The following is a 25,612-nucleotide window of genomic DNA, read 5'->3' as shown; positions in this document are numbered from 1 at the left end:
TCGATTCGAAATCCGCCGGCCGTCCGGTCGAAGTGGTGACAGCGGCGCTAGCAGCGACTGGGACGACGGCTGCGATCACAGCGCCCGTCCACGGTCACCGCTTCGATCGGGTCAGCTCCGCAACTGCCCGCCGTCGATCGGAATCTCGGCCCCGGTAACGAAGCTCGCGTGCGGACTCGAGAGGAAGGCGACGACGTCGCCGAGTTCCCGGGGCTCGCCGATGCGGTCCATCGGAATGTCGTCGGCCATCGCCGTCAGTCCCTCCTCGTAGTCGTCGTAGGTCCCGCGCTCGACGCCGGCGTCGATGAGTTCCTCGATTCGAGGTGTCTCGATCGTCCCCGGAAGGACCGCGTTGGCCCGGATCTCCGGCGCGAACTCCCGCGACACCGTCTTGACGAGACCGATCACGCTCCGGCGCACGGCGTTCGAGAGGAGCAGGCCGTCAGCGACTTCCCGAACGGTGCGAGAGGTGATACAGGTAATCGTCCCGTCCTCCGAGTCGAGCAGGTGCTCGTAGGTCTCCTCGAGCGTCCAGACGACGCTCATCACCAGCAGGTCGTAGGCCCGGTACCAGTCCCGTTCGTCGGTCTCGAGGAACGTGGTACTCGGCGGGCCGCCGGAGGAGGTGACCAGGTGGTCGAGTCCGCCGAACGCGCCGACGGTTTCGCTGACGAGATGGGAGACGTCGTTGGGGTCGGTGAGGTCGGTTTGGACGGCGAGCACGTCGCCCCCCGCCGTCGCTTCGAGGGCATCGCGGGCGTCCGCGAGCCGCGTCGCATCGCGGCCACAGATGGCGACGTTCGCGCCTTCCTCGGCGAGAGCCAGTGCGCTCGCGAAACCGAGACCGCTCGAGGAGGCAGTTACCAGTGCGCTGTTACCGGCGAGTTCGAGGTCCATACTCGGAGCGACGGTGGCGGCCTACAAATCACTCGGGGAACCGGAGCGCGGTCCAGGTCGGATCGCCGATCGACTTTCGACATCGTATTCGTCGCGGGGCTGTTCGAAATCGCGTGGGCAATCGGGGTGCACCACTGACGTCGTTCCCCTGCGGTGTCCTGCTCAGTCCTGATGTCGAACCCGAACCATGCCCTCCGAGGTCACGCCGACGATCAGGGGCGTCGACACCTGCCGGCCGGTGACCGCCGACCCCGCGGCGTCACTGACGATCTTCATCAGGTCCGGCGCGGTGTGATCGACCTTGACGCCCGCCTCGTCACAGGCGTCGTAGACCATCTGGGGAACGTCGTAGAGATCGGTGCCGGCCGGGACGCGGACCCGGACCGGTGCGCGCAGCGCCTCCGCGAACGCGACCGTCTCGCGGGCCTTCGAGACGTTCTCGCGGGCGCTGGATTCGATCGAGGAAACGTTCGCCCGCGACGTACCGAGCGCATCGGCGATATCGGCCTGGGAGACATCGCGCTCGCGCAGGGCGAGTACCTCCGCCTGCCGGTAGGTCAACACGCTCGTCTCCGGATCGAAGCCGATCTCTTCGAGGAGCGCCTCGACGTCGTCGATCACGGCGACTCGCCTCCCCCGACTCCGCAGGCTCGCGTGTCCATAGTAAGAACTAGCTTTCGGCGGGATCAAAGCTTCCACGGTCTCGGCACTCCGTCCGCGTCCTCGAGCGCGAGCACGCAGCAACTCAGTCGGCCGACTGGCTCGGGGCGACGTACTCGTCGTCGGTCGGCGTCCCGGTCATGGACCGGTGTGCCCGTCGACCCAGCGAACGCGCGAAGCGAACGGCGTTCGCGGGGCCGTCGTGGGGGCCGGGCGAGCGGTACGAAACGATCAGCGACCACATCGTCGCGACGCCGAGGGAACCGAGCGCCGAGAACCGCATTCCCATTGTCGCGTAGGTCATCGCGTAGATCGCGCCGATCGTCATCGACGGGACGCTCGAGCCGAGGGGAACGTTCGCCGTCGCGTCGCGGACCGTCGGCGCGAGGAACACGATCGAGAGGACGCTACCGGCGAGGAATATCAGGTCTTGCCACATCGTGGATTCTCTAACTCGGACTCGAGTAAATACTTCTCGGTATCGGACCGTGTCACTTCGGTGACTGGACCGCGAACCCGAACCGAACGGCCCGGAGCGACGCGTCGTCCGTCAATACTCGAGGTCCCAGCGCTCCCCGTCGGTCGCTGCCAGTTCCTCCGCAACGCCGTCGGCGAGTCGATACTCGGTGCCCTCGCGAACGACGGTCCCCGCTCGCTCGAGGTGTTCCAGGTGCGCGTAGGCCTCCCCGGGCCCGTGGAGGACGTGAATCCCGTCGAGGTCGCCGAACAGGTCGGCGCTGACCGTCCAGGTGTCGCACGGCCCCTTCCGGTCGAGGGCATCGAGGACCCGCCAGGAGCGTTCCCTGTGGTGATCGATGATGTGCTGGGCGCGGTCGGCGGGGTCGTCGATCGGATCGCGATGTCCCGGCCACGCACGGTCGTAGTCGGTATCGACGATCCGCTGGAGCGCACGGAGGTACTTGGCGAGTGGCCGGTCGACGCGCACGTCCGCTCCGCCGACGTTGGGCGTGTAGACGGGCAACAGCGCGTCGCCGGAGAAGACCACCCGTTCGCCGTCGTGGTCCGCCTCGAACATGCTGAGCCCGGCGGCGTGACCGGACGTATGGACGGCCTCGAGTTCGGTGTCATTGAACGAGAACGTGTCGCCGTCCTCGAACGCCGTCACGGTCGGCGTCTCGACCGTCGTCTCGCCGTCGGCCATGTACTCGAGCAGGGCCGCTTGCCGATCGTCGGGCATTCCCCACTCCGCGAAGTATCGCTGCTGGCGCTCGTTCATCGCATCCCAGGCGTCGTCGTCGCCGCCGACGAGCGGCGCGTCGGCGGCGTGAACGAGCACCTCGGCACCGCTCTCGGCCTGAATCTCGCCGGCCAGTCCACAGTGGTCGTGGTGCCAGTGGGTCAGAAAGACCCGATCGATGTCGGCGAACTCGAGGCCGCGGTCGGAGAGAGCCGCCTCGAGTTGCTCGCGGGTCGTCGTCATCCAGTCACCGGTATCGATCAGTACCGTCTCCGAACCGTCGGCGAAGAGGTAGGCGTTGTTATCGCCTTCGAACGCCGAGTTCGAGAGCGAAATGCGTTCCATGTACCCACGTCTCACCGGAGCCGAGAAAACGTTGTGTAAAGCGGAACGCTGTGAATCCGGGACGGTCCGTCACCGCCGAAAATAGTCGCAGGGGTGCGCGATCTGTCCACTCGGGGGCCGCGTTACGAGCCCCAGAAGTTATCGCGACTGCCGAGTCGCTCGCGTTCGGGGCCGTCGTCGCCGTCGTTCGGTTGCTCTTCGGTAACGGCATCGCCGTCAGCGTCGGCGTTCCCGTCTCCATCCGCCGCTTCACCGTCATCGGGCTCCATCGGCAGAAGTTCCAGTTCCTCGGCGCGTGCGTGATTGCTGTGGACTCGCGTGATCTCGACTCGTGCACGGGCCTCCGGCAAAACGCCGTCGACCATGACGATAAAGCCGTCCTCGGTGCGGCCGACGCCGGCCCCGCTCTCGTGCATGTCGACGACATCGATGATGACTTCCTCGCCGGACTTGACCGGCTGTGTCTTGAGGTCCTCGATCGGCTGGCCGTAGTGGTTACACCACTCCTTGCCACCCCGATCACCGTAGTGCTGACAACCCATACCCGAGATCCGTTCGGAGAACTCCGGGCAGTCGTCGGCGAGTGGACAGTCTGCCATGATCGACACTACCAGCGGTGGCGTTAAACCGTTTCCGTCTTGGGGATCGAGGTCACGATCGAACGAAACGGTGGTAGCAAACACCGGGGAAGCGGACAGCAAATATAACGGTACCGGCAGAATATGTGGCGGCTGGAAACTGAACGGCTTCCGCACGACGGGCGGTTTCGAAAAGATTTACGGTATGGGCGTCGCAGTGACAGACGATGAAAATTCTCGTTACGGTCAAAGAGGTGGCGACCGTCGAAGACGAGTTCGAAATCGAGGGAACCGAAATCGCCGATCAGTACCTCGGTGCCGATCTCAACGAGTGGGACGACTACGCGATCGAAGAGGCGGTGCAGCTGCAGGAAGACGGCATCGCCGACGAAGTCGTAACGGTCACTATCGGTCCGGAGGACTGTGAACAGACCGTCCGGCAGGCCCTCGCGAAGGGTGCGGACCGTGCCGTTCGCGTCTGGGACGACGCCCTCGAGGACGTCGACCTGCTCGACGTCAACGCCAAGACGGAGATCCTCAGCGCCGTCATCGAGGCGGAAGACCCCGACCTCGTGCTCTCCGGCGTGCAGGCCGGCGATGACAGCTTCGGCGCGACCGGCGTCTCGGTCGCCGAGAACCTCGGCTTCCAGTGGGGAGCCGTCGTCAACCACCTCGAGCACGACCTCGAGAACGGTCTCGCTTCGGTCCGACGCGAACTCGAGGGCGGTGTCGAGGAATTGACCGATATCGAACTGCCGGCCGTCCTGACGATCCAGACGGGGATCAACGAACCGCGCTACGCCAGCCTCCGTGGCATCCGGCAGGCACAGCAGAAGCCGCTGGATGTCCAGACGCTGGCAGACATCGGCGTCGACGAGAGCGCCATCGAGACCGAACTCGAGCTCACGGACATGTACGAACCCGAAAGCGAGAGCGACGCGACCTTCTGGGAGGGGAGCCCCGACGAGACCGCCTCGGAGCTGGGTGAACTGCTCCGCGACAAGGGGGTGGCACAATGACGGACGTCCTCGCGGTCGCGGACCACCGACGCGGCGAACTGCGCGACGTCAGCTACGAGAGTATCACGGCCGGCCGGCAGCTCGCCGACGAAACCGGCGGCGACCTCCACATCGCGGTCATCAGCGGCACCGTCGACGACTTCGCCGACAAACTCAACCGCGACGGCGTCGACGCGATCCACACCGTCTCCCACGGCGAGGAGTTCAACCACGATGTCTACAGTCAGGCGATCACACAGCTCTACGACGAACTCGCACCGCAGTACGTGCTGACGCCGAACAGCGTCAACGGGCTCGACTACGCACCCGCGATCGCCAACGAACTCGATCTGCCGGTCGTCACCGACACGATCGACCTCGACAACGACGGCGAGACGCTCGTCGCGACGCGGGAAATGTACGGCGGGAAAGTCGAGACGACGACTGAACTCGAGGGCGACGCCGTGATCACGATCCGCGGTGCCGAGTGGCCCGCCGCGGAGGGAACCGGCGACGCCACGATCGAGGCCTTCGATGCGGACATCGACGAGGACGCGATCGGGTCGACCGTCAACGGCTTCGAGGAGGTCGGCGGCGGCGATGTCGACATCAGCGAGGCCGACCTGCTCGTCTCGGTCGGCCGCGGGATCGAGGAAGAGGAGAACCTCGATCTGATCCGCGATCTGGCGGACGCGCTCGGCGCGACGCTGTCTTCGTCCCGACCGATCGTCGACAACGGCTGGCTGCCCAAGAACCGGCAGGTCGGCCAGTCCGGAAAGGTCGTTACGCCCGACGTCTACATCGCGATCGGGATCTCCGGCGCAGTCCAGCACGTCGCCGGGATGAAAGGCTCCGATACGATCGTTGCGATCAACACGGACCCCAACGCGCCGATCATGGACATCGCCGACTACGCGATCGTCGACGACCTCTTCGACGTCGTGCCGGAACTCATCGACGAGTTCGACGGATAAGCGGACGCGCTGCGAGCGACCGGTTTGTGCCGTAATCGTTGCGCGACCGGTCGGGAGCGGAGTTGCGGTGTTGCGCGCCGGCTTTCTGTAACGCGTTCTCGGCATCGGGTGGGCAACGCCACGCGATCAGTCCCCGGTCGGGATCGCCACCGTCGAATACCGACACCGATCGCACCCTCTCAGCCGGTCATAGCGCCGTTCTATTGATAGTCAGCTAACCGTTCCGGTTTGGCAGACAGTACAGTTATATGCTATGAGTTGGATGCGGAGGTATGCCCAGTCGACCGAACCGACGAACACTACTGTCTGGTCTCTGTACCGCTGGTCTCGGCGGCCTTGCCGGCTGTCTCAGTTCGGTACCCGGACTCGACTCGAACGATGCCCAGTCCGGGTCCGCCATTGGTGGTACCGACCGGACGCTCAAACTCGGTATCATGCAACCCCAGAGCGGCACGCTCGAGTCGCTCGGGAAACCAATGCGGGACGCTGCGAAACTCCCGGTCGAACAGGTACGAGACGACGTATCGCTCGAGATCGACTCCAAGATCGTCGACACGGAAACGTCCCCGTCCACGGGCGTTAAACGCGCTCACACGCTCGCCACCGATGAGTACCCGATGGTCAACGGTCCGGCGGCGGCCGACGTGACGCTGCAGGCGACCCAGCAGGTGCTCATTCCGTACCGGACCGTCTGCTGTTCGCCCAGCGCGACGTCGCCGACGATCACGTCGCTCAACGACGCCGGTCTCGTCTTCCGGACCGCGCTGTCGGACCGACTGCAGGCGATCGTCCTGGCTCAGAAGGCGGCGAACGACCTCGGCCACGACAACGCTGCGATCCTCTACGAGAACAACGACTACGGCTGGCAGTTGAGTCAGGCGTTCACGCGGTCGTTCCAGCGCACACACGGCGGCACGGTCACGTCACAGGTCCCACTGAAAGGGGATTCGAGTTCCTACGACGCGGCAATCGAACGGGCCAGAACGGACGATCCCGACCTGTTGATCGTGATCGGCTATCCGGCGACCGGCAGCCAGGTACTCACTGACCTCGGTGCCGACGCCTCGGAGGACATCCTCGTTACCGACGGGATGCAAGAGGGGAGCCTCCACGACGAGATCGACTACTCGCTCGACGGCATCCGCGGCACCGCACCGCTGGTCGACGGACCGGGGAACCAGACGTTCACGGAGCTGTTCGAGAGCGAGTACGGTACCGAACCGGGTGCCTTCACGCCCCAGTCGTACGATGCGAGCGCCGTCTTGCTGCTCGCGAACGCCTACGCCGGGCAAAACGACGGCCAAGCGATCGGCAGCGCCATGCCGGTCGTCACGACCGGGGACGGGACGGAGATCACCCCGGACAACCTCGCCGAGGGAATCGATCTCGCGGCCCAGGGCAATGCCGTCACGTATCAGGGAGCGTCCAGTTCGGTTACCTTCGACGAGAACGGCGACATAACCGACGGCGTCATCCAGTACTGGGAGTTCGACGAAAGTGCTTCCGGCGGAATCGCCGAAGTAGAAAAGGTGAGTCCATAATGGTGTCGCTCGCATCGCTGGTTCCGTCGTTCATCAGGCGGCGGTACCTCCTGAAGTTCGTGGTCTCGATCCTGGCGGTCGTGCTCGTGATCGGGAGCGTCGGGGCGGTCAGCTACGTCCAGATCGACAAGACGGTCCGGACGGACTCGAACAACCAGCTCGAATCGACCGCCGAAACGCACGCGGATACGATCAGTAACTGGGTCGAGTCGATGCGCGTCCAGACCCGAACGGCGTCCGATTCGTCGGTCCTTCGAGAGGGTGATCCGCAGGCGGTCCAGGGCAAACTCGTCGAAGAGCAGGCCCGGATGGACGTCGACGTCCGTGCGATCCACTACGTCGACACCGAGAACGACGAAATCGTCACGAGCACGAACGCGGCCTATCGCGGCGAATCGTTCGCCGATCTGTCGGAACCGTGGGCCACGGACGGCTTCGAGGACACTCTCGGACTCGACGAGTCCGTCTGGCACTCCCAATCGGCCTACGAGTCGGACACTCTCGGCGACAAAGTGATGGCATTCGCCAGTCCGGTCACCGACCGCGACGATCGGGCCGTCGTCATCATCGGCACCCTCGAGTATCAGGTCAACCAACTCCACGAGGAGAACACGTCCGCTTCGACGGCCATTATCAGCGGCGACGGCGCAACCGTCTTCAAGGCCGAATCGGCGTCGCTCAACGCCGACACGGCCGACAAGGAGGCGATCGAGGCTGCCCTCGGCGGCCGGATGAGTCTCACCCACGACAGTGATATCGTCCGAGCGTATGTCCCTGTGGGCAACACCCCGTGGGTCGCCGTCACGAGCGTCCCGGCGGAGCAAGCCTATGGCGTCGCGAGCGACGTCGGGACCAACGTCATCACGATGGTACTCGCGAGCCTCATCGCGCTCGGTGCCGTCGGCGTCGTCCTCGGGCGGCAGACCGTCGTCCCGCTGACTCGGCTCCGCGACCGGACGGCCGAGATGGAAGAGGGCAACCTCGACGTCGATCTCGAGACGAACCGCGTCGACGAGATCGGCCGGCTGTACGACGGCTTCGACAGCATGCGCACCTCGTTGCGAAACCAGATCGAGGCGGCCGAGGTCGCCCGCAGGGAGGCGGAAGCGGCCCGCGACGAGACCGAATCGATGAACCGCCACCTCGAGACCAAAGCCGAGGAGTTCAGCAGCGTCATGGACGAGTGTGCCGACGGCGACCTGACCCAACGGCTCAATCCCGAGAGCGAGAGCGATGCGATGACCGACATCGCGATTGCGTTCAACGAGATGCTCGAGGAGCTCGAGGAGACGACGGCCAACGTCAAGGCCTTCGCCGACGAGGTGGCGGCGGCCAGCGAACAGGTGACTGCCAGCTCCGAGGAGGTTCGCTCGGCGTCACAGCAGGTTTCCGATTCGATTCAGTCCATTTCGGACGGTGCGGACCGCCAGAATCAGAACCTGCAGTCGGTCAACCAGGAGATGAGCGACCTGTCGACGACGACGGAGGAGATCGCGGCCTCCTCGAACAACGTCGCCGACCTCGCGGAGCAGACGGCCGAAACGGGACGGCTCGGCCGCCAAGCGGCGCAGGAAGCCATCGACGGGATGCACGTGATCGAATCGGAATCCACTGAGGCCGTCGATGCGATCCAGGACCTCGAGGAGGAGATGGCACAGGTCGACGAACTCGTCGACTTCATCTCCGACGTCGCCCGTGAGACGAACATGCTCGCCCTGAACGCGAACATCGAAGCCTCGCGGGGCGACAGCGGCGAGGACGGCTCCGGGTTCGGTGCCGTCGCCACGCAGGTCAAGGAGTTGGCCGCGGACACGAAATCGACCGCCGAGGACATCGAAAAGCGGTTAGAGCGGATCGACGAACAGACGAGCGAAACGGCGACCGAGGTCCAGCGCACCGCGGAGCGGATTTCGGAGCACGTCGGCTCCGTCGAAAACGCCGCGGAGGCGCTGGACGAGATCGCTCACTACGCCGATCGGACCAACGACGGCGTCCAGGAGATTTCGGCGGCGACCGAGGAACAGGCGGCCTCGACACAGGAGGTCGTCGCCATGGTCTCGTCGGCGACGAACATCTCCGAATCGACCGCGGCCGAATCGCAGCGCGTCGCGGCGGCTGCCGAAGAGCAGACCTCCGCCCTCTCGGAAGTGTCGGAGAGCGCGAGTTCGCTCGCCGATCAGGCGGCACACCTGAGCGAAACGCTCGATCACTTCGACACCGACCGAGCGGAAGACATCTCCATCGACGAGTACGAATCCGACCACGAGATGTCCATCGAGTTCGACGAGTCGGACAGCGACGCCGACGACATGCTCGAGCACGGTGATGGGGACTCCGATGCGGTAGCAGAGACTGCAACCGAGTCCGAACCCGACAACCGAGCATCGACGGAGGCCACGCGGGGCGTGACCGATGCGGGAGACGGAAGCGATGCCGGCGAAGACGGAGCGGACACGGGGACCGGGTCCGAGGCGGACGCTGACGACACGGGCACCGACGACACGGACGCCGACGACACGGACGCCGACGGATCGTCGGACGACGAGTTCACCTTCACTCGGTTCGACGACGAGTAAGGCCGAGTCGACGGTCGAACCGTCACGTACTTTTTATCGCCGTCCTAAGCGCGGGTGATGGAACTGCTGGAGCGCCGACGGGCGCTGATCGAGGAGCGTCTCGTCGAGGTAGTCGAGGGGGTTGAACCCGAGACGCTCAGCGACGAACTGCGCCACGTTGCGCTCTCGGGCGGCAAGCGCGTCCGTCCGATGGTAACGCTACTGGCCTGTGAGACGGTCGGCGGGCGGGCCGAGGACGCCGTCGAGTTCGGCGTCGGTATCGAACTCGTCCACAGCGCCTCGCTCGTCGTCGACGATATCATCGATCGCTCGGAACTGCGACGCGGAACGACCAGCGCCTGGGCCGAGTTCGGACACGGGCCGGCGATCATTACCAGCGATGGGCTGTTGGGCGAGGCGTTCGCCCTCTTTTCGGCGAATCCGGATGCGACGCGCGTCGTCGCCGAAGCGATGGTCGAACTCGGTGTCGGCGAGGCGACCGAACTGTCGGCCGAACCCACCAACGAAGACGAGTACATGACGTTAGCCCGTCGAAAAACCGGTGCGCTGTTCCGGGCCGCGGCCGAGCTCGGGGCGATCGCCGCCGACTCCGACCCCGTCACCGTCGAGGCCCTCGGCGAATACGCCGAACGGGTCGGGGTCGCCTTCCAGATCAGGGACGACGTCTTAGACGCCGTCGCCGATCCCGACGAACTCGGCAAGCCGACCGGCCACGACGCCGCCTTGGAGCGCCCGTCGGTCGTTCAGGTGACGGATCTCACGCCCGACGAGGCGAACGCCCACGCCCGGCAGGAAGCCGACCGGGCGATCGACGCCCTGGATCGGGTCGAGGTCGCCGATCCCGACGCACGACAGTATCTCCTCGATCTCGCCGAATTCGTCGTCGAGCGGGACCAATAGCCGGTGTGACGACACGGTCGGCAGCGTCTCGAGCGACCGACCGGATCAGACGCGTTCGGCCCCGCGCCGTCCGTCGTCCCGATCCGCGTCCGAGAACCGCGACTCCGCGACGGCGAACGTGAGCGTACTCACGATCCCGAGCAGCGTGCCGGCCGTCAGCGACGCCGCGAGATACGTGATCGCGACTCTCTCGAGGAAGAACGCGCTCACCGCGTGGAGGACGACCGCGATCGAGAGCACGTAAAACGGCGCGTTCAGATAGCGCCACTCGAGCGAGCCGGCGATGTACTCGTCGGTGATCTGGCCGAGACTGGTGGTCAGCCCCGCGGCGGCGAACCAGAGAATCGCGCCGTTGACCAGTGCCGCGAGCATGACCGGTACGTCGAGGTCCCCCGTGGTCGAGTCGCGCACCGACTCGAGGGTTTCCATCCCGCTGACGCCGCCGAGGACGAACAGCGCCGCGGCGACGACGTACGCCAGCAGCGTCGTGCGGCCGGCATACAGCGAGTGACGGGCGCGCTCGACGGTGGCATCCAGTCGATCGCCGAGGCACAGCCCGCGAGAGATGAGGTACAAGCCGAGTAACGCCGACGTCGTCCCCAGCACGAACCCGGGCATCTCCAGTACGGAGCCGACAAGTGCGAGCGGGTAGATCAACAGGAGAATCCCGAGGGGAATGAGTACCGTCCCGCGCGTTTCAGGGTCGTCTAATACCTGCTTGATCGTGTAGTACATCGATTCCAAGTTCTGTGCCTGTCGGACGACGACTCGCCGGACGCCGTCGATGGGGACGCGCGAGCGGATGATCGGGATGACGGATTCGTCCTGTGCGCCGTCCGTGACCACGAGGGCGGTGACGTCTTCCGCGGTCGAGAGGCTTGCGAGGACGGTATCGACTTCGTCTCCGACTTCGCGGTTGGCGCTGACGTCGCCCTGATCGTTCCCGGTGACGACGGCGACCTCGACGCTTTCCTCGCGGTCGGCGAGATCGTCGTAGATGTGCAAGCCCTGGAAGATGACGTTGACGTCCGAGTCCTCCGGATCGGCGGTCGCGAGGGCGATGGCCGCCTCTTCGACGGGCTCGCGGCCGGTGACCGGCGTCGAAAAGCCGGTCTTGCGGCCGAGATCGTCGTCGAGATCGACACAGAGGACCAACAGCATCGCCTCGTAGTTGCACGCCGCGGTATTTCTCTCTTCTGGACGACGGAATCGAAGCCGCCGCGAGCGGGAGGTGCCCGGTCCGTACGTCGTGAACTCGTTCCTTCCCGTCCGGCGTCCGAAATCGTGCCTGAGACGTCGCTCGGTCGTCGAGGAGAGCAGGTCGCGGACCGCGTCAGCGGACGTCGCTCCCGCAGTCGGCGCGGTGGCTCTCGACGGCGGTTTCGATTCGGGCGGCCAACTCGTCGTACTGGTCGGTTCCCGACCCTTTCCGGACGTAGTCGGTGACGCCGGCCGAGATCGCCTCGTCTGCGATCTCCGCGGACCCGGCCCCCGTAAACAGGAGAAACGGAACGTCGAGGTCCCGGTCCCGCATCGCCGCGACCAACGCGAGGCCGTCCATGCCGGGCATGTCGTAATCGCTGACGACGCAGTCGATCCCGTGATCGGGGTCGGTATCGCACTCGCCGTCGACGATCGCCAGCACTTCGCCTCCGGTTTCGGCGGTCGTCACGACGATATCGTCGTCGCGCCGCTCGAGAACGGTCGCCGTCAACTCGCGGTAGTGGGGGTCGTCGTCGATACAGAGGACGTGAATCCCCGATGACATCGGATGCGGTACATTCCGTCGCAGTGATATAATAGCGTCGGTGGACCCTCGCTGATTTCGCACGGCTTTTGAGGCTCGGGCGGATATGTTCCCTCGAATGATCTCGAAGGGCTGTGAGCAGTGCGCGAAAGGTGGGAAAATGGTGCTGTTCGTCTACGGTTACTGCGACCAGCGCGACTGCTTTTACTGCCCGCTCGGCGAGAACCGCAAGAACGTCACCGATGTCTACGCCAACGAACGACTCGTCGAGAGCGACGACGACGTCCTCACCGAAGCCCACCGGATGGATGCACTGGGGACGTCGATTACCGGTGGCGAACCCCAGGAGGCCCTCGGTCGGACCTGTCACTACCTCGAGCTCCTCAAAGACGAGTTCGGCGAGGACCACCACACTCACCTCTACACCGGCATCACCGGCGGCCGCGAGAACATGCGTCGGCTCTCGGAGGCCGGCTTGGACGAAATCCGGTTCCACCCGCCCTACGAACAGTGGGGAGACCTCCACGGGACCGAATGGGAGGAGATCCTCCACATCGCCCGCGAAGAAGGGCTGACCCCCGCGTTCGAAATCCCCGGTATCCGCGCCGAAGCGGAGTTCCTCGAGTTCTTGGACGAGGGCGCGGCCGAGTTCTGTAACATCAACGAGTTCGAGATGAGCGACGGGAACTACCGCCGAATGCAGGAACAGGGGTACGAACTCAAGGAAGACCACATGAGTGCCGTCGACGGCTCCCGCGAGGAGATCCTCGACGTGATGGGCGACCACGAGAAGGTTTACTTCTGTACCTCCGTCTTCAAGGACGCGGCCCAGCACCGCCGCCGTCTCAAGCGCATGGCCCGCAACATCCGTCGCGAGTTCGACGACGTCACCGACGACGGCACGCTCGTCTACGGCAAGACCCACGCCGACCCCGCGGCATTCGAAGCCCTGGGCGTCCCCGAGGAGTTTTACACCGTCAAAACCGACCACGTCGAGGTCGCCTGGTGGCTCCTAGAGGAGATGATCGAGGACGGCGATCTCGAGGACGGCGAGATCGTCGAACAGTATCCGACTTACGACGGACAAGTGGTCGAGCGGACGCCCCTCGCCTAAGTACTGCGAGCGAACAGCGGCGGCCGAACGGCTTTGTCGCGGATGGTTCGAGCCGTGCGACCGCCGCTGTCGAATCCTCGACGAGAGAGCAGCGGGCGACTCGGGACGACGTCCGATCACGGACCGGCCTGGCGGGAACGTTTTTGCACAGTATAAGCACCGTCCCACAGTGGCCAACGCAAGAGCACGGCCGTTTCAAAGCCGCTCAGTCTCGTTTCCGAACTGAACGGGGACGCTGTCGCTTAGCGAGGCTGTAATAATCCGGGCCGGACCGGAACGCCGGAGTACGATGCATTTCCGAACTGTCGCCGTCGTCGCCGTCGCACTGCTCGTGGCACTTTCCGGGTGCAGCGCCCTCGGGGGCTCGCAAACGGACGGGCCATCGACCGGCTCCGACGCCGAGACGGACCCGCTAAACGGGACCGAGACGGACGCGGATGGGGCCGATGATATCGAATCCGTCGCCGGCGACGCCGATCCGAACGGAACTGACGACGACACGGACACGGACGCGGACAGCGGAGATAACACCGCAGAGGCGGCGTGGCAGCCGCCCGAGGAACCGAACCGTCCGCTGGAAGACAAGCGCGAGGATCGGATTCAGTCCGTCACGTTCGTCGACAAGGAACCCGCAGCGAACGGCGACGGCTACTCGAGTTTTACCCTCGAGATCGTCGCCAACACCAGCATGGAGTCCGTCGATCCGCCGGAACACGGCGACGTGATCGGAGAACCGTACTTCTTCGTCAAGATCAACGAAGACGAGCAGAAGCTCGTCGAACGGACGGACCAGGTTCGAATGGACGAGAACGGAACGTATCGCATCGACGTTCGGCCGGCCGGTCTCGAGGAGTTCGGTGCTGGCCCGCTGACCGTCGAAGTCTTCCTGATGGACGAGGACAAGGATTGGGACGATATCTACGACGCCGTGGGCAGGGAGATTCAGTACGCCCCGGATGGGGGCACGACGGCTTGAGTGCGACCGCCGACGAGTCGGAACCGAGCGAGAGCGCCGCGTCTACCTGAACCGTCACGATCGACCGCAAGCGGTCGTCGGCTCGAGTGTGCAGTGCGTTTCGGGACGGGATGATCGGTGACGGCCACGGATCGACCGTTCTCCACGAGGCTCAGTCGATCTCGGTCGGGTCGACGCCCGGTAACGTGATGAGGTTCTCCCGGCCGATCCTGAGCTTCTCGATCTCGTCGTCGTCGGCCATCTTCGAGAGCAGTTGGGAGACCTTGGCGTTCGACCAGCCGGTCTCGGTAACGATCGTCCCCTGTTTCATCCGCCCGCCGTTCTGTTTGAGCAAGCGGAGGACGCGCTCCTCGTCGCTCAACAGTTCGGGATCGATCTCGTCTTCGACAGACTCCTCGAACTCGAGGTGGGTACCCGGTTCGGGACCGTTGGTGGCCGGGTCGGCCGCCGCGGACGCGACCGCTTCGGAACCGCCGGCTCGATCGGCTGTCGGGCTTTCGCGGTCGTCTCCGGTATCCTCGCCGAGTCTCGCAAGGATGCCGAGCGACGAGAGGCGGTCGGCTGAGATCGGGACGTCGAGCGTTCGTTGCGTGAGCAGATACACGGCGCCACCGACGACGATTACGAGGCCGAGCACGGCGGCGAGCAGCCAGCCGCCGCCCGAAAAGAGGAGAGGGCCCTGACCGGCACCTGCGAGAATCGTCATCTGGAGACCGTCCGGGCCGAACTCGTGGGGGCCGTCCCAGACGAGCGCACCGTCTTCCGTCCCTGTCGGTGCGTCGACGAAGCCGTAGTTCGGCGGCGGCTCGACGACGAGGCGCTGACCGGCCCCCAGCGTCTGGATCACGTTCCGATCAGCCGCCTGGAACGAATCGCCGACGCGAATTCGATCCCCGTCGACGGTAGCGAAGTTCGTCCACGTAAACGAGTAGGAGATGACACCGATCCGATCGACCGTCCCGTCCGAGTCCTGATCCGATTCGTCGCGCTCTTCGATTCGAGGGTCGTCCCACCCTTCGTTTTCGACCGACATCTCGCGCCCGGTCGCCTCGGATACGATGCCCACGTATTGCATGAACAATCGAGGGTCGTACGAAGCGTCTCGGTGTCCCGAGACGACCGCGTCGGCGTACTCGTCGAACGTTTGCGCATCGGTATCGTTCGTTAGACGGAAGCGACTCTCAACCGTCCATTCGGCGTTCCCGGACTCGGTGATTCGAACGTTGATGATCTGCCGGGTGTCGGGTCGCTCGAGCGAAGGTGGTGTGACTGCGGCCGAGGTGGCGGTCGGCGACTCGAGGGCGGAGACGTGAGGGGAGGGCGCTGGCGGGGACCGCTCGTCCGTCGGGTGGGACTGACCCGACGGCGTTGCGGCCACTGCCCCCAGCGTGGTCGTAGCGAGGAGGACCGCGAGGGCGAGTGTGGCGGCAGTGGACATCCGCATGCGTATCAACGGGTGGTTTCCCGGGGGAAAAAACACTTTCCATCGGAAAATAAAACGTTACCGACGGCGCTAACGGGTTTCCCGGGCGGTAAGCAGGTGATTAAAAGCAGTCCCGGCTGCCCGTTTGGAGACGACCTGTTTTTGTATCAAGAGCCCGTACGGAGTGGCGATGACCAACGCGACCCCCGCCCTCCTCGCGTTGCTTCTCGTCCTCTCCGTGCCCGCGATAACGATCGTTGCGGCCGGGCCTGCTGACGGGGGTAACAGCGCCGTAGAGACGGTGCAGCTGCAAACGTCGCCCTCCCAGACGCCGACGGCGGTCAACAATACGACCAACAGACTCCCGCTCAGCGGCGAGGTCCGAAGCGAGTACACCGAGTACGGACCGGACCTCGGAACGGCGCTTGCGAGCGCGGACGACCAGCTCCGGGTCGACCACGACCAGTATACCATCGTCGATAGCGAGTTCGACGATGCGACGGGCGAGGAACGAAAAGCGATGATTCAGGCGGCCTACGACCGACTCAAGGACCGAGCGAACGAACTCGAGCAACGCGAACGCAACGTAACGAAGGCACACGCCGCCGGCGAGCGGTCGTCGGCGGAACTCCTCCGGACGCTGTTACGCAATCACAACGAGGCGGCGATGCTGTCGCGTGATCTCGAGGAACTGGGTAACCGAGCGGATCAGGTGCCGGGCTATTCGCTGTCGGGGAGCCGAACCCGTGCGACCCATACGACGCTCGATGCGCACCGAACGCCGCTCCGATCGACGCTCGGACGACTGTCCGAACGGCCGACCGACAACGTTCAGTACGATGTCGTCGTCTCGACCTCATCGACCGGCTACAGCGTCGCGATGATGGATGGCAATCAGTACGTCGTCGAAACGAGCCGGTTCGATAACCGCGACGAATCGGCACCGGACCAGTTCGAAAGCGGCGAGGCGTACGATCACATCGGCGACCTCTACCCGTGGGCGAGCGAGTTCGGCCCGTCCTTCCAGGATAACAGCCCCGGATACTACTGGGCGGACGTGGGACACGACCACGGTCGCCTCGAGTTCTACTTCGACAGCGGAACGGGTGACGTCTACCGCGAAATACAGGAGCTGTCCGTCTCGTCGCTTCCGACCGACGAAGACCGGACCTGGATCAGCAGCGGGCTCAAGCTGACGATGACCGAGACGGCTGCGGGCGGACCAGTGAAGGTGACGGTGGTCGACGCGGAGACCGGTGAACCCGTACGGGCAACCGTCTCCGTCGATGGCATCGAAGTCGGCGAGACCGACGACGACGGGACCCACTGGATCGTGCGGCCACTCGGTCCAAGCGAGGTCACAGTGGAAACGGACGCTGGGAGCGTCAACGCGACGATCGACGCTGTTTCCTGATCGGGCTCCCGGGAGCGGACGAACGGGGCGAGAGCCATTCGGAGCCGGACACCCGCCCACCGCGACCTGAGATTTTTACGGGAACGAGCGACCAGAGCGGACCGTGAACCGAACGCGGGACCGTCGCGGCACGCGGCCAGCGGTATCGGCGGGCGGACGCGCCGTCAGTCCGGTCGTCGGAGTCGTTCTATTACTCATACTCACCGTTGCGCTCGGGGCCGTCGTCGCCGTCGGTGTCAACACCTGGGCGCTCGAGTCGCCCGAGCCGACGGCGAGCTTCGAACTCTCGGTCGACGGGGAGCGCTCGATGATCGCGATCGAACACGTCGCCGGGGAGCGCATCGACGTCGAGTCGCTGTCGGTGACGATCGCGGTAAACGGGCGCGCACTGAGCGCGCAGCCGCCGGTTCCGTTCGTCGGCGCGAGCGGGTTCGACGGGACTCCGGACGGGCCGTTCAACTCGAGGGCTGATTCGGACTGGACGGCTGGAGAGCGGGCCGCGGTCTCGGTCGCGGATACCAACACCCCGGCGCTCGGGACGGGGGACTCGGTTTCCGTGACCCTCGCCGTCGACGGGCAGCGGATCGCCGCCCTCGAGACGACGGCAACCTGAGACGGGGTTCGTCGCTTATTCCGGTGCGCGCCCGATCGTCGTGATCGCGACCTCGGGATCGTAGGACGGTCCCATGAACGCGTGTTTCACGTCCTCGAAGCCGGCGGTTTTGAACATGTGATCGGCCTCGTACTCGTCGTAGAAGAGCATGATCGAATCGGCGAGCAGTTGGCTGACGACGTTGTCGGGATAGTTCGGGCCGACGACGAGCACCTGGCCGCCGGGTTTGAGAACGCGGCGGAACTCACGGAGCGCGAGGATCGGGTTGGGCCAGTACTCGATCGACCCCGACGACCAGACGACGTCGAACGTGTCCGTCGCGAACGGGAGTCGTTCGGCGTCGCCGCGGTGGAAATGGACTGGCGGGGCGCGTTTACCGAACTTCTCGTAGGCCTGTTCGAGCTGATGCTCGCTCTGATCGAGGGCGTACACCTCGTCGACGTGCTCGAGTAACCCCTCGGTCGCGAACCCGGTCCCGGAGCCGACATCGAGGACCGTCATGTCGTCCTCGATCTCGAGCAAGGAGAGGGCCTCGGTACGCATTGCTTCGGTCCAGATGAAGGGGTTCACCTGGTCGTAGACCCGTGAGAGGTACTTGTAGAACAGTCGAGCACGGGCCTTGTTCTCGAGAAGTCCCATTACTGAAGCGTTTCGATCCGATCGGCATATGTCTGCTGTTCTCGGCGGGACGAACGGCTGAGTAAGGACGAATTACCGACCGACCGAGGGCGAATCGCGCTGAGGCACTTTCGCAACTACCATATACGCGCTCTGGCAAACGTCCGACTGCTTAGAGTATGCCGAGGCCAGAGGTTCTCGAACGAATTAAGTCGGCGGAAGAGGAGGCCGACGAGATCGTCGCATTGGCAGAGAACGACCGCGACGAGCGAATAGCCGAGGCCCGGGAACGTGCCGAGGAGATTCGCACGGAAGCGGAACAGGAGGCCCAGGAGTTGCGGGAGCGCCGCCTGGAGGAAGCTCGCGAGGAGATCGATGCGGACTGCGAGCAGGTCCTCGAAGAAGGCGAACAGGAGCGTGAGGAGCTCGCCGAGCGCGCCCGGAAACGGGCCGACGACGTCACCGACTACGTCGTCGAACTGTTCCAGGAGGACGTTCATGCTCAGACCTGAGCGAATGAGTAAGGTCTCGGTGACCGGCTCCAGGGGCGTTATGCCCACGGTCATCGAGACGGTTCACGAGCTGCGCCTGGTGCATCTGTCGGATTACGACGGCTCCTGGGAGGCGTTCGACAACGGCGACCCGATGGCGGGTGCCGACGACGCCTCCGAGAAGCTGATCACCGTCCGCGCCCTCCAGAGCACCCTCGATCTCTCGGCCGACGAGGCCGAGCCGGGGACCCTCGAGGAGGGCTGGGAGGCGCGACTCGAGGAGATCCGCACGCGGATCAACGAACTCGACGACCGGCGCACGGAGATCAACGACGAACTGCGGCAGGTCGACGATCGGATCGATCGCGTGGCTCCGTTCGCGGAGCTCGGCATCGATATCGATCTGCTGTCGGGTTACGAGTCGGTCGACGTCCTCGTCGGCGAGGGCTCGCTCGAGGACGTCGAGGCGGCCGTCAGCGCCTCGGCTGACATTCGGGCCTTCGAGACGTTTACCGGCGGGAACGTCGTGGCGATCGTCGCCGCGCCCGCCGAGAGCGCCGACGAAAGTCCGATCGACGACGCCCTGGTCGGCGTCGAGTTCACCCGCTACGAGGTGCCCGATACCGACCAGAGTCCCGACGACTACGTCGCGGACCTCGAGAGTCGAAAGCGCGACCTCGAGTCCCAACTCGACGACATCGACGCGGAACTCGAGGAGGTCAAGCGGGAGGAAGCCAGCTTCCTCCTGCGTGTCGAAGAGGAGCTGACGATCGAGGTTCAGCAGGCGGAAGCGCCGCTGCAGTTCGCGACGACCGACCACGCGTTCGTCGCGGAGGGCTGGCTCCCGACCGAGGAGTACGACCGGCTCGTCGCGACACTGAACGATGCGGTCGGCGACAGTGTCGAGGTCGAAGAACTCGTCCGCGCTGACTACAACGACGAGGGATATCCGACGCGGACGGAAGACGTCGACCACGGCGGCTCCGGCGGTGCCGAGGAGACGACCGAGGAGGAAGAACGGGACGTCGCGACGCAGGAGGCGATCGCCGACGGCGGAACGACCGCGGCCAGCGGCGACATCGTGACGATGGTTGACGAACCGCCGGTCATTCAGGACAACACCGGTCCCGTGAAACCGTTCGAGTTCCTGCTTCGGCTGATCGACCGACCGAAGTACAGCGAACTCGACCCGACCGTCGTCTTGCTGTTGACGTTCCCGGCGTTCTACGGCTTCATGCTGGGTGACCTCGGCTACGGGATGTTGTACACGGTCGCCGGCTTCTTCCTGTACAGTCGATTCGACGAGGACATCATCCGAAGCCTGGGTGCGATCGGCATGTGGGCCGGCGGGTTCACGATGCTGTTCGGCGTCCTCTATGGCGAATTCTTCGGGATGCACTTCCTGGGAGAAGTCCTCTTCGGCGGCAGCCCGCCGTTGCACAAGGGACTCCAGCCCGTGTACGCGAACTACGGCCAGACGTGGCTCGTGGCGAGCGTCCTGATCGGACTCGCCCACCTCACGCTCGGCTACGCCTTCGGGTTCGTCAACGATCTCGACCACGGCGTCGGCGACGCATTCCTCGAGAACGGCTCGTGGGCGCTGCTCATGATCGGCGTCTGGGTCTGGATCTTCAGCCGTCACGGCGTCGGACCGGCGCCGGAGTTCAATGGCCCGAAGCCGCCGTTCCTCTACACCTCGCTCGGTAGCGGACCCGAGGCGGCGTTCGAACTCGGCTTTACGGGCTTCTCGGCCGAGACCGGTCTCTTCATCGGCCTCCCGGTTGCGGTGATTGGGCTGGTGACGATGATCTACGGTGAAGTCAAACACTACGGCGGGCTCGGCATCATCATCGGCGCACTCGAGAGCTTCAACGTCCTCGGTGACGTGCTCTCGTATCTGCGGATCGCCGCAGTCATCCTCGCGAAGGCAGGCATGGCGTTCGTCGTTAACATGCTGTTCTTCGGGGTGTACGTCGTCGAGACCGAGCACGGCGCGGAGTGGCACTTCGGTACAAGTCACGCGCCCCAGCACATGCTCGAGCAGGGAACCTACCACGGTCACGAGGTGACCGAGGTCATGTTCGGCGGCCTGCTCCACGGGGGTACCCTGATGGCCGTCATCGGCGTGATCGTCCTCGTCCTCGGCCACGTTGTGGTCCTCCTGCTGGGGATCACGAGTGCCGGGCTTCAGGGAATCCGTCTCGAGTACGTCGAGTTCTTCAACCGGTTCTACGAGGGCGGTGGCCGGAAGTTCGAACCGTTCGGCGGGATTCGATCCGACGACGAGAACTAACCCCCGTCGGCTATCGTCTCGGCGACCAAATCTCGTGCTAGTTCGACTCGTATTTTCTCACCTGTATCGAAAGGATAATACCCCTGGATAGCAAGTATCGAGGGTTATAACGGGGAAATCGGCTGTTTGGTTTGGGAAGTTTTAAGAACACGCTGGGGAGTAGTACCATCTGTCCGGTTGCAAAACCACGAGGAAACTCAAACATGACAATCGAAACTCTCCCCGAAATGGCGCTCGTGCTGAACAGTCTCGCAGAGAACGCGGTTGCACTGCAGGAGACCGCCGCTCCGGCCGGGAACGGCGGTCCGGCGATCGAGCAGGGTGCGGCAGCGGCGCTGGGCATCGGTCTGGCGGCTATCGGTGCGGGGTATGCGGAGCGAGCGATCGGTGCATCGGTCGTCGGCGCGCTCGCCGAGGACTCCATCTCGCCGGGTATCGGCATTCTGCTGACGGTCCTGCCCGAGACGCTCGTGATCTTCGCACTGGTCGCGCTCTTCGTCTAAAGCGTCCCATCGAACTTTCTTACAATGAGTTTGGATACAGTCGTTGAGGACATTCGAGAAGAGGCTCACGCGCGTGCGGAGGACATCCGCGCTGAGGGCGAAACGCGCGCCGAAGAGATCGAGTCGGCCGCCCAGGAGGATGCAGACGAGATCGTCGCCGACGCCGAAGCCGACGTCGACCGCGAGATCGAGCAGTTGCGCGAACAGCGACTCTCCAGTGCGAAACTGGAGGCGAAACAGCAGCGCCTGGAGGCACGCCGCGACGTCCTGACGGAAGTCCGCGAGGCGGTCGAGGACGAACTCGCCGCCCTCGAGGGCGAGATCCGCGAGGGGATTACCCGCGACCTGCTCGAGGCGGCGACGGTCGAGTTCGACGAGGGCAACGACGTCGCTGTCTACGGCCGGTCCGATGACGCGGAGTTGCTCGAATCGATCCTCGCCGACTACGACGGCTACGAATACGCCGGTGACTACGACTGTCTCGGCGGCGTCGTCGTCGAGAGCGAGGCCTCTCGCGTCCGCGTCAACAACACCTTCGATTCGGTGCTCGAGGACGTCTGGGAAGACAACCTTCAGGAGATCAGTAACCGACTCTTCGAGCAATGAGTACGGGAGCCTCGAATCCGGAGTACGTGAACGCTCGCGTTCGCTCGCGTCGAGCGGCGATGTTGTCCGACGAGGACTACCGCAAGCTGATCCGGATGGGGCCGAGCGAGATCGCGCGGTTCATGGAGGAAACGGAGTACGAACAGGAGATCAACGCGCTCGGAACGCGGTTTTCCGGCGTCGACCTGATCGAGTACGCACTGAACCGCAACCTCGCGAAGCACTTCGACGACCTCCTCGAGTGGTCCGAAGGGCAACTCTACGACCGCATCGTTCGGTACCTCCGGAAGTTCGACGTCTGGAACCTGAAGACGATCGTCCGCGGAATCTATACGGATTCCGACCCCGAGGAGATCAGTACGGATCTCATTCGGGCCGGCGAACTCGACGACGGGACGATCGACCGGCTGGTCGAAGTCGATTCGATCGAGGACGTCATCGAGATTCTCGACGGGACGATCTTCGCCGAGCAACTCGAAGACGCCTACGAGGAGTTCGAAGAGAGCGGCGCGCTCGTGCCCCTCGAGAACGCGCTCGATCGCGCGTTCTACGAGAACCTGCTCGAGGACCTCGGCCGACCCCGGGAGGGGCCGGAAGCGAAGTACGTCGAGTTCCTCGAGGCCGAGATCGACTTCCTGAACGCACGGAACGCGTTGCGCCTCGCACGGAGCGGGGCCGATCTCGACCCCGCCGCCTACTACATCGACGGCGGCGTGTTGTTCGACGAGTCGGACCTGAACCGCTTGGTCGGCGATTACGACGCGCTCGTCGACCACATCGCCGAGAACAAACGCTACGGCGACCGCCTCTCGGAAGCACTGGATCGGCTGCGCGATGCTGACAGCCTTATCCAGTTCGAGCACGCACTAGACGCTGCGTTGCTCGAGTACGCCGACACGCTCTCGAGCGTGTACCCGACCTCGATCTCGCCCGTTCTGTCGTTCGTCCTCGCCAAAGAGCGCGAGGTCGAGAACATCCGCGCGATCGCGCGGGGTCGCGAGGTCGGACTCGACGAAAACGAGATCGAAGAAGAGCTGGTGATCCTATGAGCCAGGAAATCGCAGTCGTCGGCAGTCCGGAGTTCACCACTGGCTTCCGCCTCGCGGGAGTGCGACGGTTCGAGAACGTCCCGGACGACGAGAAAGACGAGCGGCTGGATGCGGCGGCGACGGCGGCCCTCGAGGACGAGGGCGTCGGCATCGTCGTCATGCACGACGACGACCTCGAGTACCTGTCGCGGTCGGTCCGCCAGGAGGTCGAAACGAGCGTCGAGCCGGTCGTCGTCACGATCGGGAGCGGCACCGGTGGCGGCGGACTGCGCGACCAGATCAAACGCGCGATCGGTATCGACCTGATGGACGAGGACGAAGAGAGCTAAACTATGAGCCAGGCAGAAGACATCGAATCCGTCGACGAAGACGGTGTAATCGAAAGCGTGAGTGGTCCCGTCGTGACCGCCACGGACCTCGACGCCCGGATGAACGACGTCGTCTACGTCGGCGACGAAGGACTGATGGGCGAGGTCATCGAGATCGAAGGGAACCTGACCACGATTCAGGTCTACGAGGAAACCTCCGGCGTCGGCCCGGGCGAACCCGTCCAGAACACGGGCGAGCCCCTGAGTGTCGACCTCGGGCCGGGCATGATGGACTCCATCTACGACGGCGTCCAGCGCCCGCTCGACGTCCTCGAGGACAAGATGGGGACGGCGTTCCTCGACCGCGGGGTCGACGCCCCCGGTATCGACCTCGAGAAGCAGTGGGAGTTCGAACCCACCGTCGAGGAAGGCGACGCGGTCGAACCCGGCGACGCCGTCGGTGTCGTCGAAGAGACCGTCACCATCGACCACAAGGTCATGGTGCCGCCGGACTACGAGGGCGGTGAAGTCACGTCGATCGAGAGCGGCGAGTTTACCGTCGAGGAGACGGTCGCCGAACTCTCGAGCGGCGAGGAGATCCAGATGCACCAGGAGTGGCCGGTCCGCGAGGCCCGTCCCGCCGGTGACAAGGAGACGCCGACCGAGCCGCTGGTGACGGGCCAGCGCGTCCAGGACGGCCTGTTCCCGCTCGCGAAGGGCGGGACGGCGGCGATTCCCGGACCCTTTGGCTCCGGGAAGACCGTCACCCAGCAGCAACTCGCCAAGTGGTCCGACGCGGACATCGTCGTCTACATCGGCTGTGGCGAGCGTGGCAACGAGATGACCGAGGTCATCGAGGACTTCCCGGAACTGCCGGACCCGCAGACCGGGAACCCGCTGATGGCCCGGACCTGCCTCATCGCCAACACGTCGAACATGCCCGTCGCGGCCCGCGAGTCCTGTATTTACACGGGCATCACGATCGCAGAGTACTACCGCGACATGGGGTACGACGTCGCGCTGATGGCCGACTCCACCTCGCGGTGGGCCGAGGCCATGCGGGAGATCTCGAGTCGACTCGAGGAGATGCCCGGCGAAGAGGGCTACCCCGCGTATCTGGCGGCCGCGCTCTCGGAGTTCTACGAGCGCGCCGGCAAGTTCCAACTGATCAACGGCGGCGAAGGCTCGATTTCGGTCGTCGGGGCGGTCTCGCCGCCGGGCGGTGACTTCTCCGAGCCGGTCACCCAGAACACGCTGCGTATCGTCAAGACGTTCTGGGCGCTGGACGCCGACCTCGCGGAGCGTCGGCACTTCCCCTCGATCAACTGGAACGAGTCCTACTCGCTGTACAAGGACCAGCTCGACCCGTGGTGGGAGAGCAACGTCGCCGGCGATTGGGCGGAGACCCGCCAGTGGGCGGTCGACGTGTTAGACGAAGAGGACGAACTCCAAGAGATCGTTCAGCTCGTCGGGAAGGACGCGCTGCCGGAGGACCAGCAGCTCACGCTCGAGGTCGCACGGTACCTGCGTGAGGCCTGGCTCCAGCAGAACGCGCTCCACGACGTCGACACCTACTGCGAACCCGAGAAGACCTACCGGATGCTCGGCGCGATCAAGACGTTCAACGACGAGGCCTTCGACGCACTCGAGGCCGGTGTGCCACCCGAAGAGATCACGGACGTCGACGCTGCGCCACAGCTCAACCGGATGGGCACGGCCGAAGAGTGGGACGAGTTCATCGACGAGATCGAGAACGACCTCAAAGAACAACTACGAGCACTGTACTAACG

24 protein-coding genes and 1 pseudogene are annotated in these 25,612 nt (G+C 64.7%); 16 read left to right on the top strand and 9 right to left on the bottom strand.

Annotated elements, in window-relative coordinates; all coding sequences use genetic code 11:
• Positions 1 to 111: 111 nt before the first annotated feature.
• The 5 genes from FGF80_RS08935 to FGF80_RS08915 form a co-directional block, all read right to left on the bottom strand.
• Positions 112 to 897, bottom strand: coding sequence for an SDR family oxidoreductase (locus tag FGF80_RS08935; RefSeq protein ID WP_138653453.1), 786 nt, complete (start codon positions 895 to 897; stop codon positions 112 to 114).
• A 162-nt stretch (positions 898 to 1,059) separates the two neighbouring features.
• Positions 1,060 to 1,518 (bottom strand): Tfx family DNA-binding protein, encoded by a 459-nt coding sequence (locus FGF80_RS08930; RefSeq protein ID WP_138653451.1) that lies wholly within the window; start codon positions 1,516 to 1,518, stop codon positions 1,060 to 1,062.
• Positions 1,519 to 1,642: 124 nt separating this feature from the next.
• The gene (locus FGF80_RS08925) at positions 1,643 to 1,996 is read right to left on the bottom strand and encodes a hypothetical protein (RefSeq protein ID WP_006183826.1); all 354 of its coding nucleotides are present in this window, start codon (positions 1,994 to 1,996) and stop codon (positions 1,643 to 1,645) included.
• Positions 1,997 to 2,107: 111 nt separating this feature from the next.
• Positions 2,108 to 3,100: an MBL fold metallo-hydrolase gene (locus FGF80_RS08920; RefSeq protein WP_138653449.1), complete on the bottom strand. Its 993-nt coding sequence runs from the start codon at positions 3,098 to 3,100 to the stop codon at positions 2,108 to 2,110.
• 122 nt (positions 3,101 to 3,222) lie between these two features.
• Positions 3,223 to 3,699 (bottom strand): TRAM domain-containing protein, encoded by a 477-nt coding sequence (locus tag FGF80_RS08915; RefSeq protein WP_006183828.1) that lies wholly within the window; start codon positions 3,697 to 3,699, stop codon positions 3,223 to 3,225.
• A 206-nt stretch (positions 3,700 to 3,905) separates the two neighbouring features.
• Between FGF80_RS08915 and FGF80_RS08910 the strand changes: the two genes are divergently transcribed.
• The 5 genes from FGF80_RS08910 to FGF80_RS08890 all read left to right on the top strand — a co-directional run bounded on the left by FGF80_RS08910 (position 3,906) and on the right by FGF80_RS08890 (position 10,667).
• On the top strand, positions 3,906 to 4,697 hold the full coding sequence (locus tag FGF80_RS08910) for an electron transfer flavoprotein subunit beta/FixA family protein (protein ID WP_006183829.1): 792 nt from the start codon (positions 3,906 to 3,908) through the stop codon (positions 4,695 to 4,697).
• Positions 4,694 to 5,650: an electron transfer flavoprotein subunit alpha/FixB family protein gene (locus FGF80_RS08905; RefSeq protein WP_006183830.1), complete on the top strand. Its 957-nt coding sequence runs from the start codon at positions 4,694 to 4,696 to the stop codon at positions 5,648 to 5,650. Before FGF80_RS08910 ends, FGF80_RS08905 begins: the two co-directional genes overlap by 4 nt.
• A 272-nt stretch (positions 5,651 to 5,922) precedes the next feature.
• Positions 5,923 to 7,191, top strand: coding sequence for an ABC transporter substrate-binding protein (locus tag FGF80_RS08900; protein WP_138653447.1), 1,269 nt, complete (start codon positions 5,923 to 5,925; stop codon positions 7,189 to 7,191).
• Positions 7,191 to 9,767, top strand: coding sequence for a methyl-accepting chemotaxis protein (locus FGF80_RS08895; protein ID WP_138653445.1), 2,577 nt, complete (start codon positions 7,191 to 7,193; stop codon positions 9,765 to 9,767). The genes FGF80_RS08900 and FGF80_RS08895 overlap by 1 nt, the downstream gene beginning before the upstream one ends.
• 57 nt (positions 9,768 to 9,824) lie before the next feature.
• The gene (locus FGF80_RS08890; protein ID WP_006183833.1) at positions 9,825 to 10,667 is read left to right on the top strand and encodes a polyprenyl synthetase family protein; all 843 of its coding nucleotides are present in this window, start codon (positions 9,825 to 9,827) and stop codon (positions 10,665 to 10,667) included.
• A 45-nt stretch (positions 10,668 to 10,712) separates the two neighbouring features.
• Here the strand turns inward: FGF80_RS08890 and FGF80_RS08885 are convergent, their stop codons facing one another.
• Both FGF80_RS08885 and FGF80_RS08880 read right to left on the bottom strand, forming a co-directional pair.
• The gene (locus tag FGF80_RS08885) at positions 10,713 to 11,828 is read right to left on the bottom strand and encodes a DUF373 family protein (RefSeq protein ID WP_138653443.1); all 1,116 of its coding nucleotides are present in this window, start codon (positions 11,826 to 11,828) and stop codon (positions 10,713 to 10,715) included.
• 172 nt (positions 11,829 to 12,000) lie between these two features.
• The gene (locus tag FGF80_RS08880) at positions 12,001 to 12,435 is read right to left on the bottom strand and encodes a response regulator (RefSeq protein WP_006183835.1); all 435 of its coding nucleotides are present in this window, start codon (positions 12,433 to 12,435) and stop codon (positions 12,001 to 12,003) included.
• Between the two features lie 97 nt (positions 12,436 to 12,532).
• Between FGF80_RS08880 and FGF80_RS08875 the strand changes: the two genes are divergently transcribed.
• A complete protein-coding gene (locus FGF80_RS08875) occupies positions 12,533 to 13,528 on the top strand; it encodes a radical SAM protein (protein WP_006183836.1) in 996 nt (331 codons plus the stop codon).
• Between the two features lie 289 nt (positions 13,529 to 13,817).
• Positions 13,818 to 14,554, top strand: a pseudogene (locus FGF80_RS08870) (hypothetical protein).
• Positions 14,555 to 14,655: 101 nt separating this feature from the next.
• On the opposite strand, the gene FGF80_RS08865 reads toward FGF80_RS08870, so the two are convergent.
• A complete protein-coding gene (locus FGF80_RS08865; RefSeq protein WP_138653439.1) occupies positions 14,656 to 15,948 on the bottom strand; it encodes a helix-turn-helix transcriptional regulator in 1,293 nt (430 codons plus the stop codon).
• 169 nt (positions 15,949 to 16,117) lie between these two features.
• Between FGF80_RS08865 and FGF80_RS08860 the strand changes: the two genes are divergently transcribed.
• Positions 16,118 to 17,341: a DUF7096 domain-containing protein gene (locus FGF80_RS08860; protein WP_138653437.1), complete on the top strand. Its 1,224-nt coding sequence runs from the start codon at positions 16,118 to 16,120 to the stop codon at positions 17,339 to 17,341.
• A gap of 103 nt (positions 17,342 to 17,444) precedes the next feature.
• Entirely contained in the window at positions 17,445 to 17,954 is a 510-nt protein-coding gene (locus tag FGF80_RS08855; RefSeq protein WP_006183840.1) for a type IV pilin, read from the top strand.
• 15 nt (positions 17,955 to 17,969) lie between these two features.
• Here FGF80_RS08855 and FGF80_RS08850 read toward each other — a convergent pair whose 3' ends face one another.
• Positions 17,970 to 18,593 (bottom strand): methyltransferase domain-containing protein, encoded by a 624-nt coding sequence (locus FGF80_RS08850; RefSeq protein WP_006183841.1) that lies wholly within the window; start codon positions 18,591 to 18,593, stop codon positions 17,970 to 17,972.
• Positions 18,594 to 18,751: 158 nt separating this feature from the next.
• Here FGF80_RS08850 and ahaH point away from each other — a divergent pair, with 158 nt between their 5' ends.
• From ahaH to FGF80_RS08815, 7 genes are all read left to right on the top strand, one after another.
• On the top strand, positions 18,752 to 19,084 hold the full coding sequence (gene ahaH / locus FGF80_RS08845; protein ID WP_006183842.1) for an ATP synthase archaeal subunit H: 333 nt from the start codon (positions 18,752 to 18,754) through the stop codon (positions 19,082 to 19,084).
• 40 nt (positions 19,085 to 19,124) lie between these two features.
• The gene (locus FGF80_RS08840) at positions 19,125 to 21,356 is read left to right on the top strand and encodes a V-type ATP synthase subunit I (protein ID WP_138655507.1); all 2,232 of its coding nucleotides are present in this window, start codon (positions 19,125 to 19,127) and stop codon (positions 21,354 to 21,356) included.
• Between the two features lie 227 nt (positions 21,357 to 21,583).
• A complete protein-coding gene (locus FGF80_RS08835; RefSeq protein ID WP_006183844.1) occupies positions 21,584 to 21,859 on the top strand; it encodes a hypothetical protein in 276 nt (91 codons plus the stop codon).
• A 24-nt stretch (positions 21,860 to 21,883) separates the two neighbouring features.
• Positions 21,884 to 22,465, top strand: coding sequence for a V-type ATP synthase subunit E (locus FGF80_RS08830; RefSeq protein ID WP_006183845.1), 582 nt, complete (start codon positions 21,884 to 21,886; stop codon positions 22,463 to 22,465).
• Positions 22,462 to 23,514 (top strand): V-type ATP synthase subunit C, encoded by a 1,053-nt coding sequence (locus FGF80_RS08825; RefSeq protein WP_006183846.1) that lies wholly within the window; start codon positions 22,462 to 22,464, stop codon positions 23,512 to 23,514. The genes FGF80_RS08830 and FGF80_RS08825 overlap by 4 nt, the downstream gene beginning before the upstream one ends.
• Positions 23,511 to 23,843, top strand: coding sequence for a V-type ATP synthase subunit F (locus tag FGF80_RS08820; RefSeq protein WP_006183847.1), 333 nt, complete (start codon positions 23,511 to 23,513; stop codon positions 23,841 to 23,843). Before FGF80_RS08825 ends, FGF80_RS08820 begins: the two co-directional genes overlap by 4 nt.
• A 3-nt stretch (positions 23,844 to 23,846) precedes the next feature.
• On the top strand, positions 23,847 to 25,610 hold the full coding sequence (locus FGF80_RS08815; RefSeq protein ID WP_006183848.1) for an ATP synthase subunit A: 1,764 nt from the start codon (positions 23,847 to 23,849) through the stop codon (positions 25,608 to 25,610).
• Positions 25,611 to 25,612: the final 2 nt, after the last annotated feature.

The sequence above is a fragment of the Natrinema pallidum genome (assembly GCF_005890195.1).
Taxonomy (GTDB): Archaea; Halobacteriota; Halobacteria; order Halobacteriales; family Natrialbaceae; genus Natrinema; species Natrinema pallidum.
This window is presented reverse-complemented; position numbering and strand designations above follow the sequence as displayed.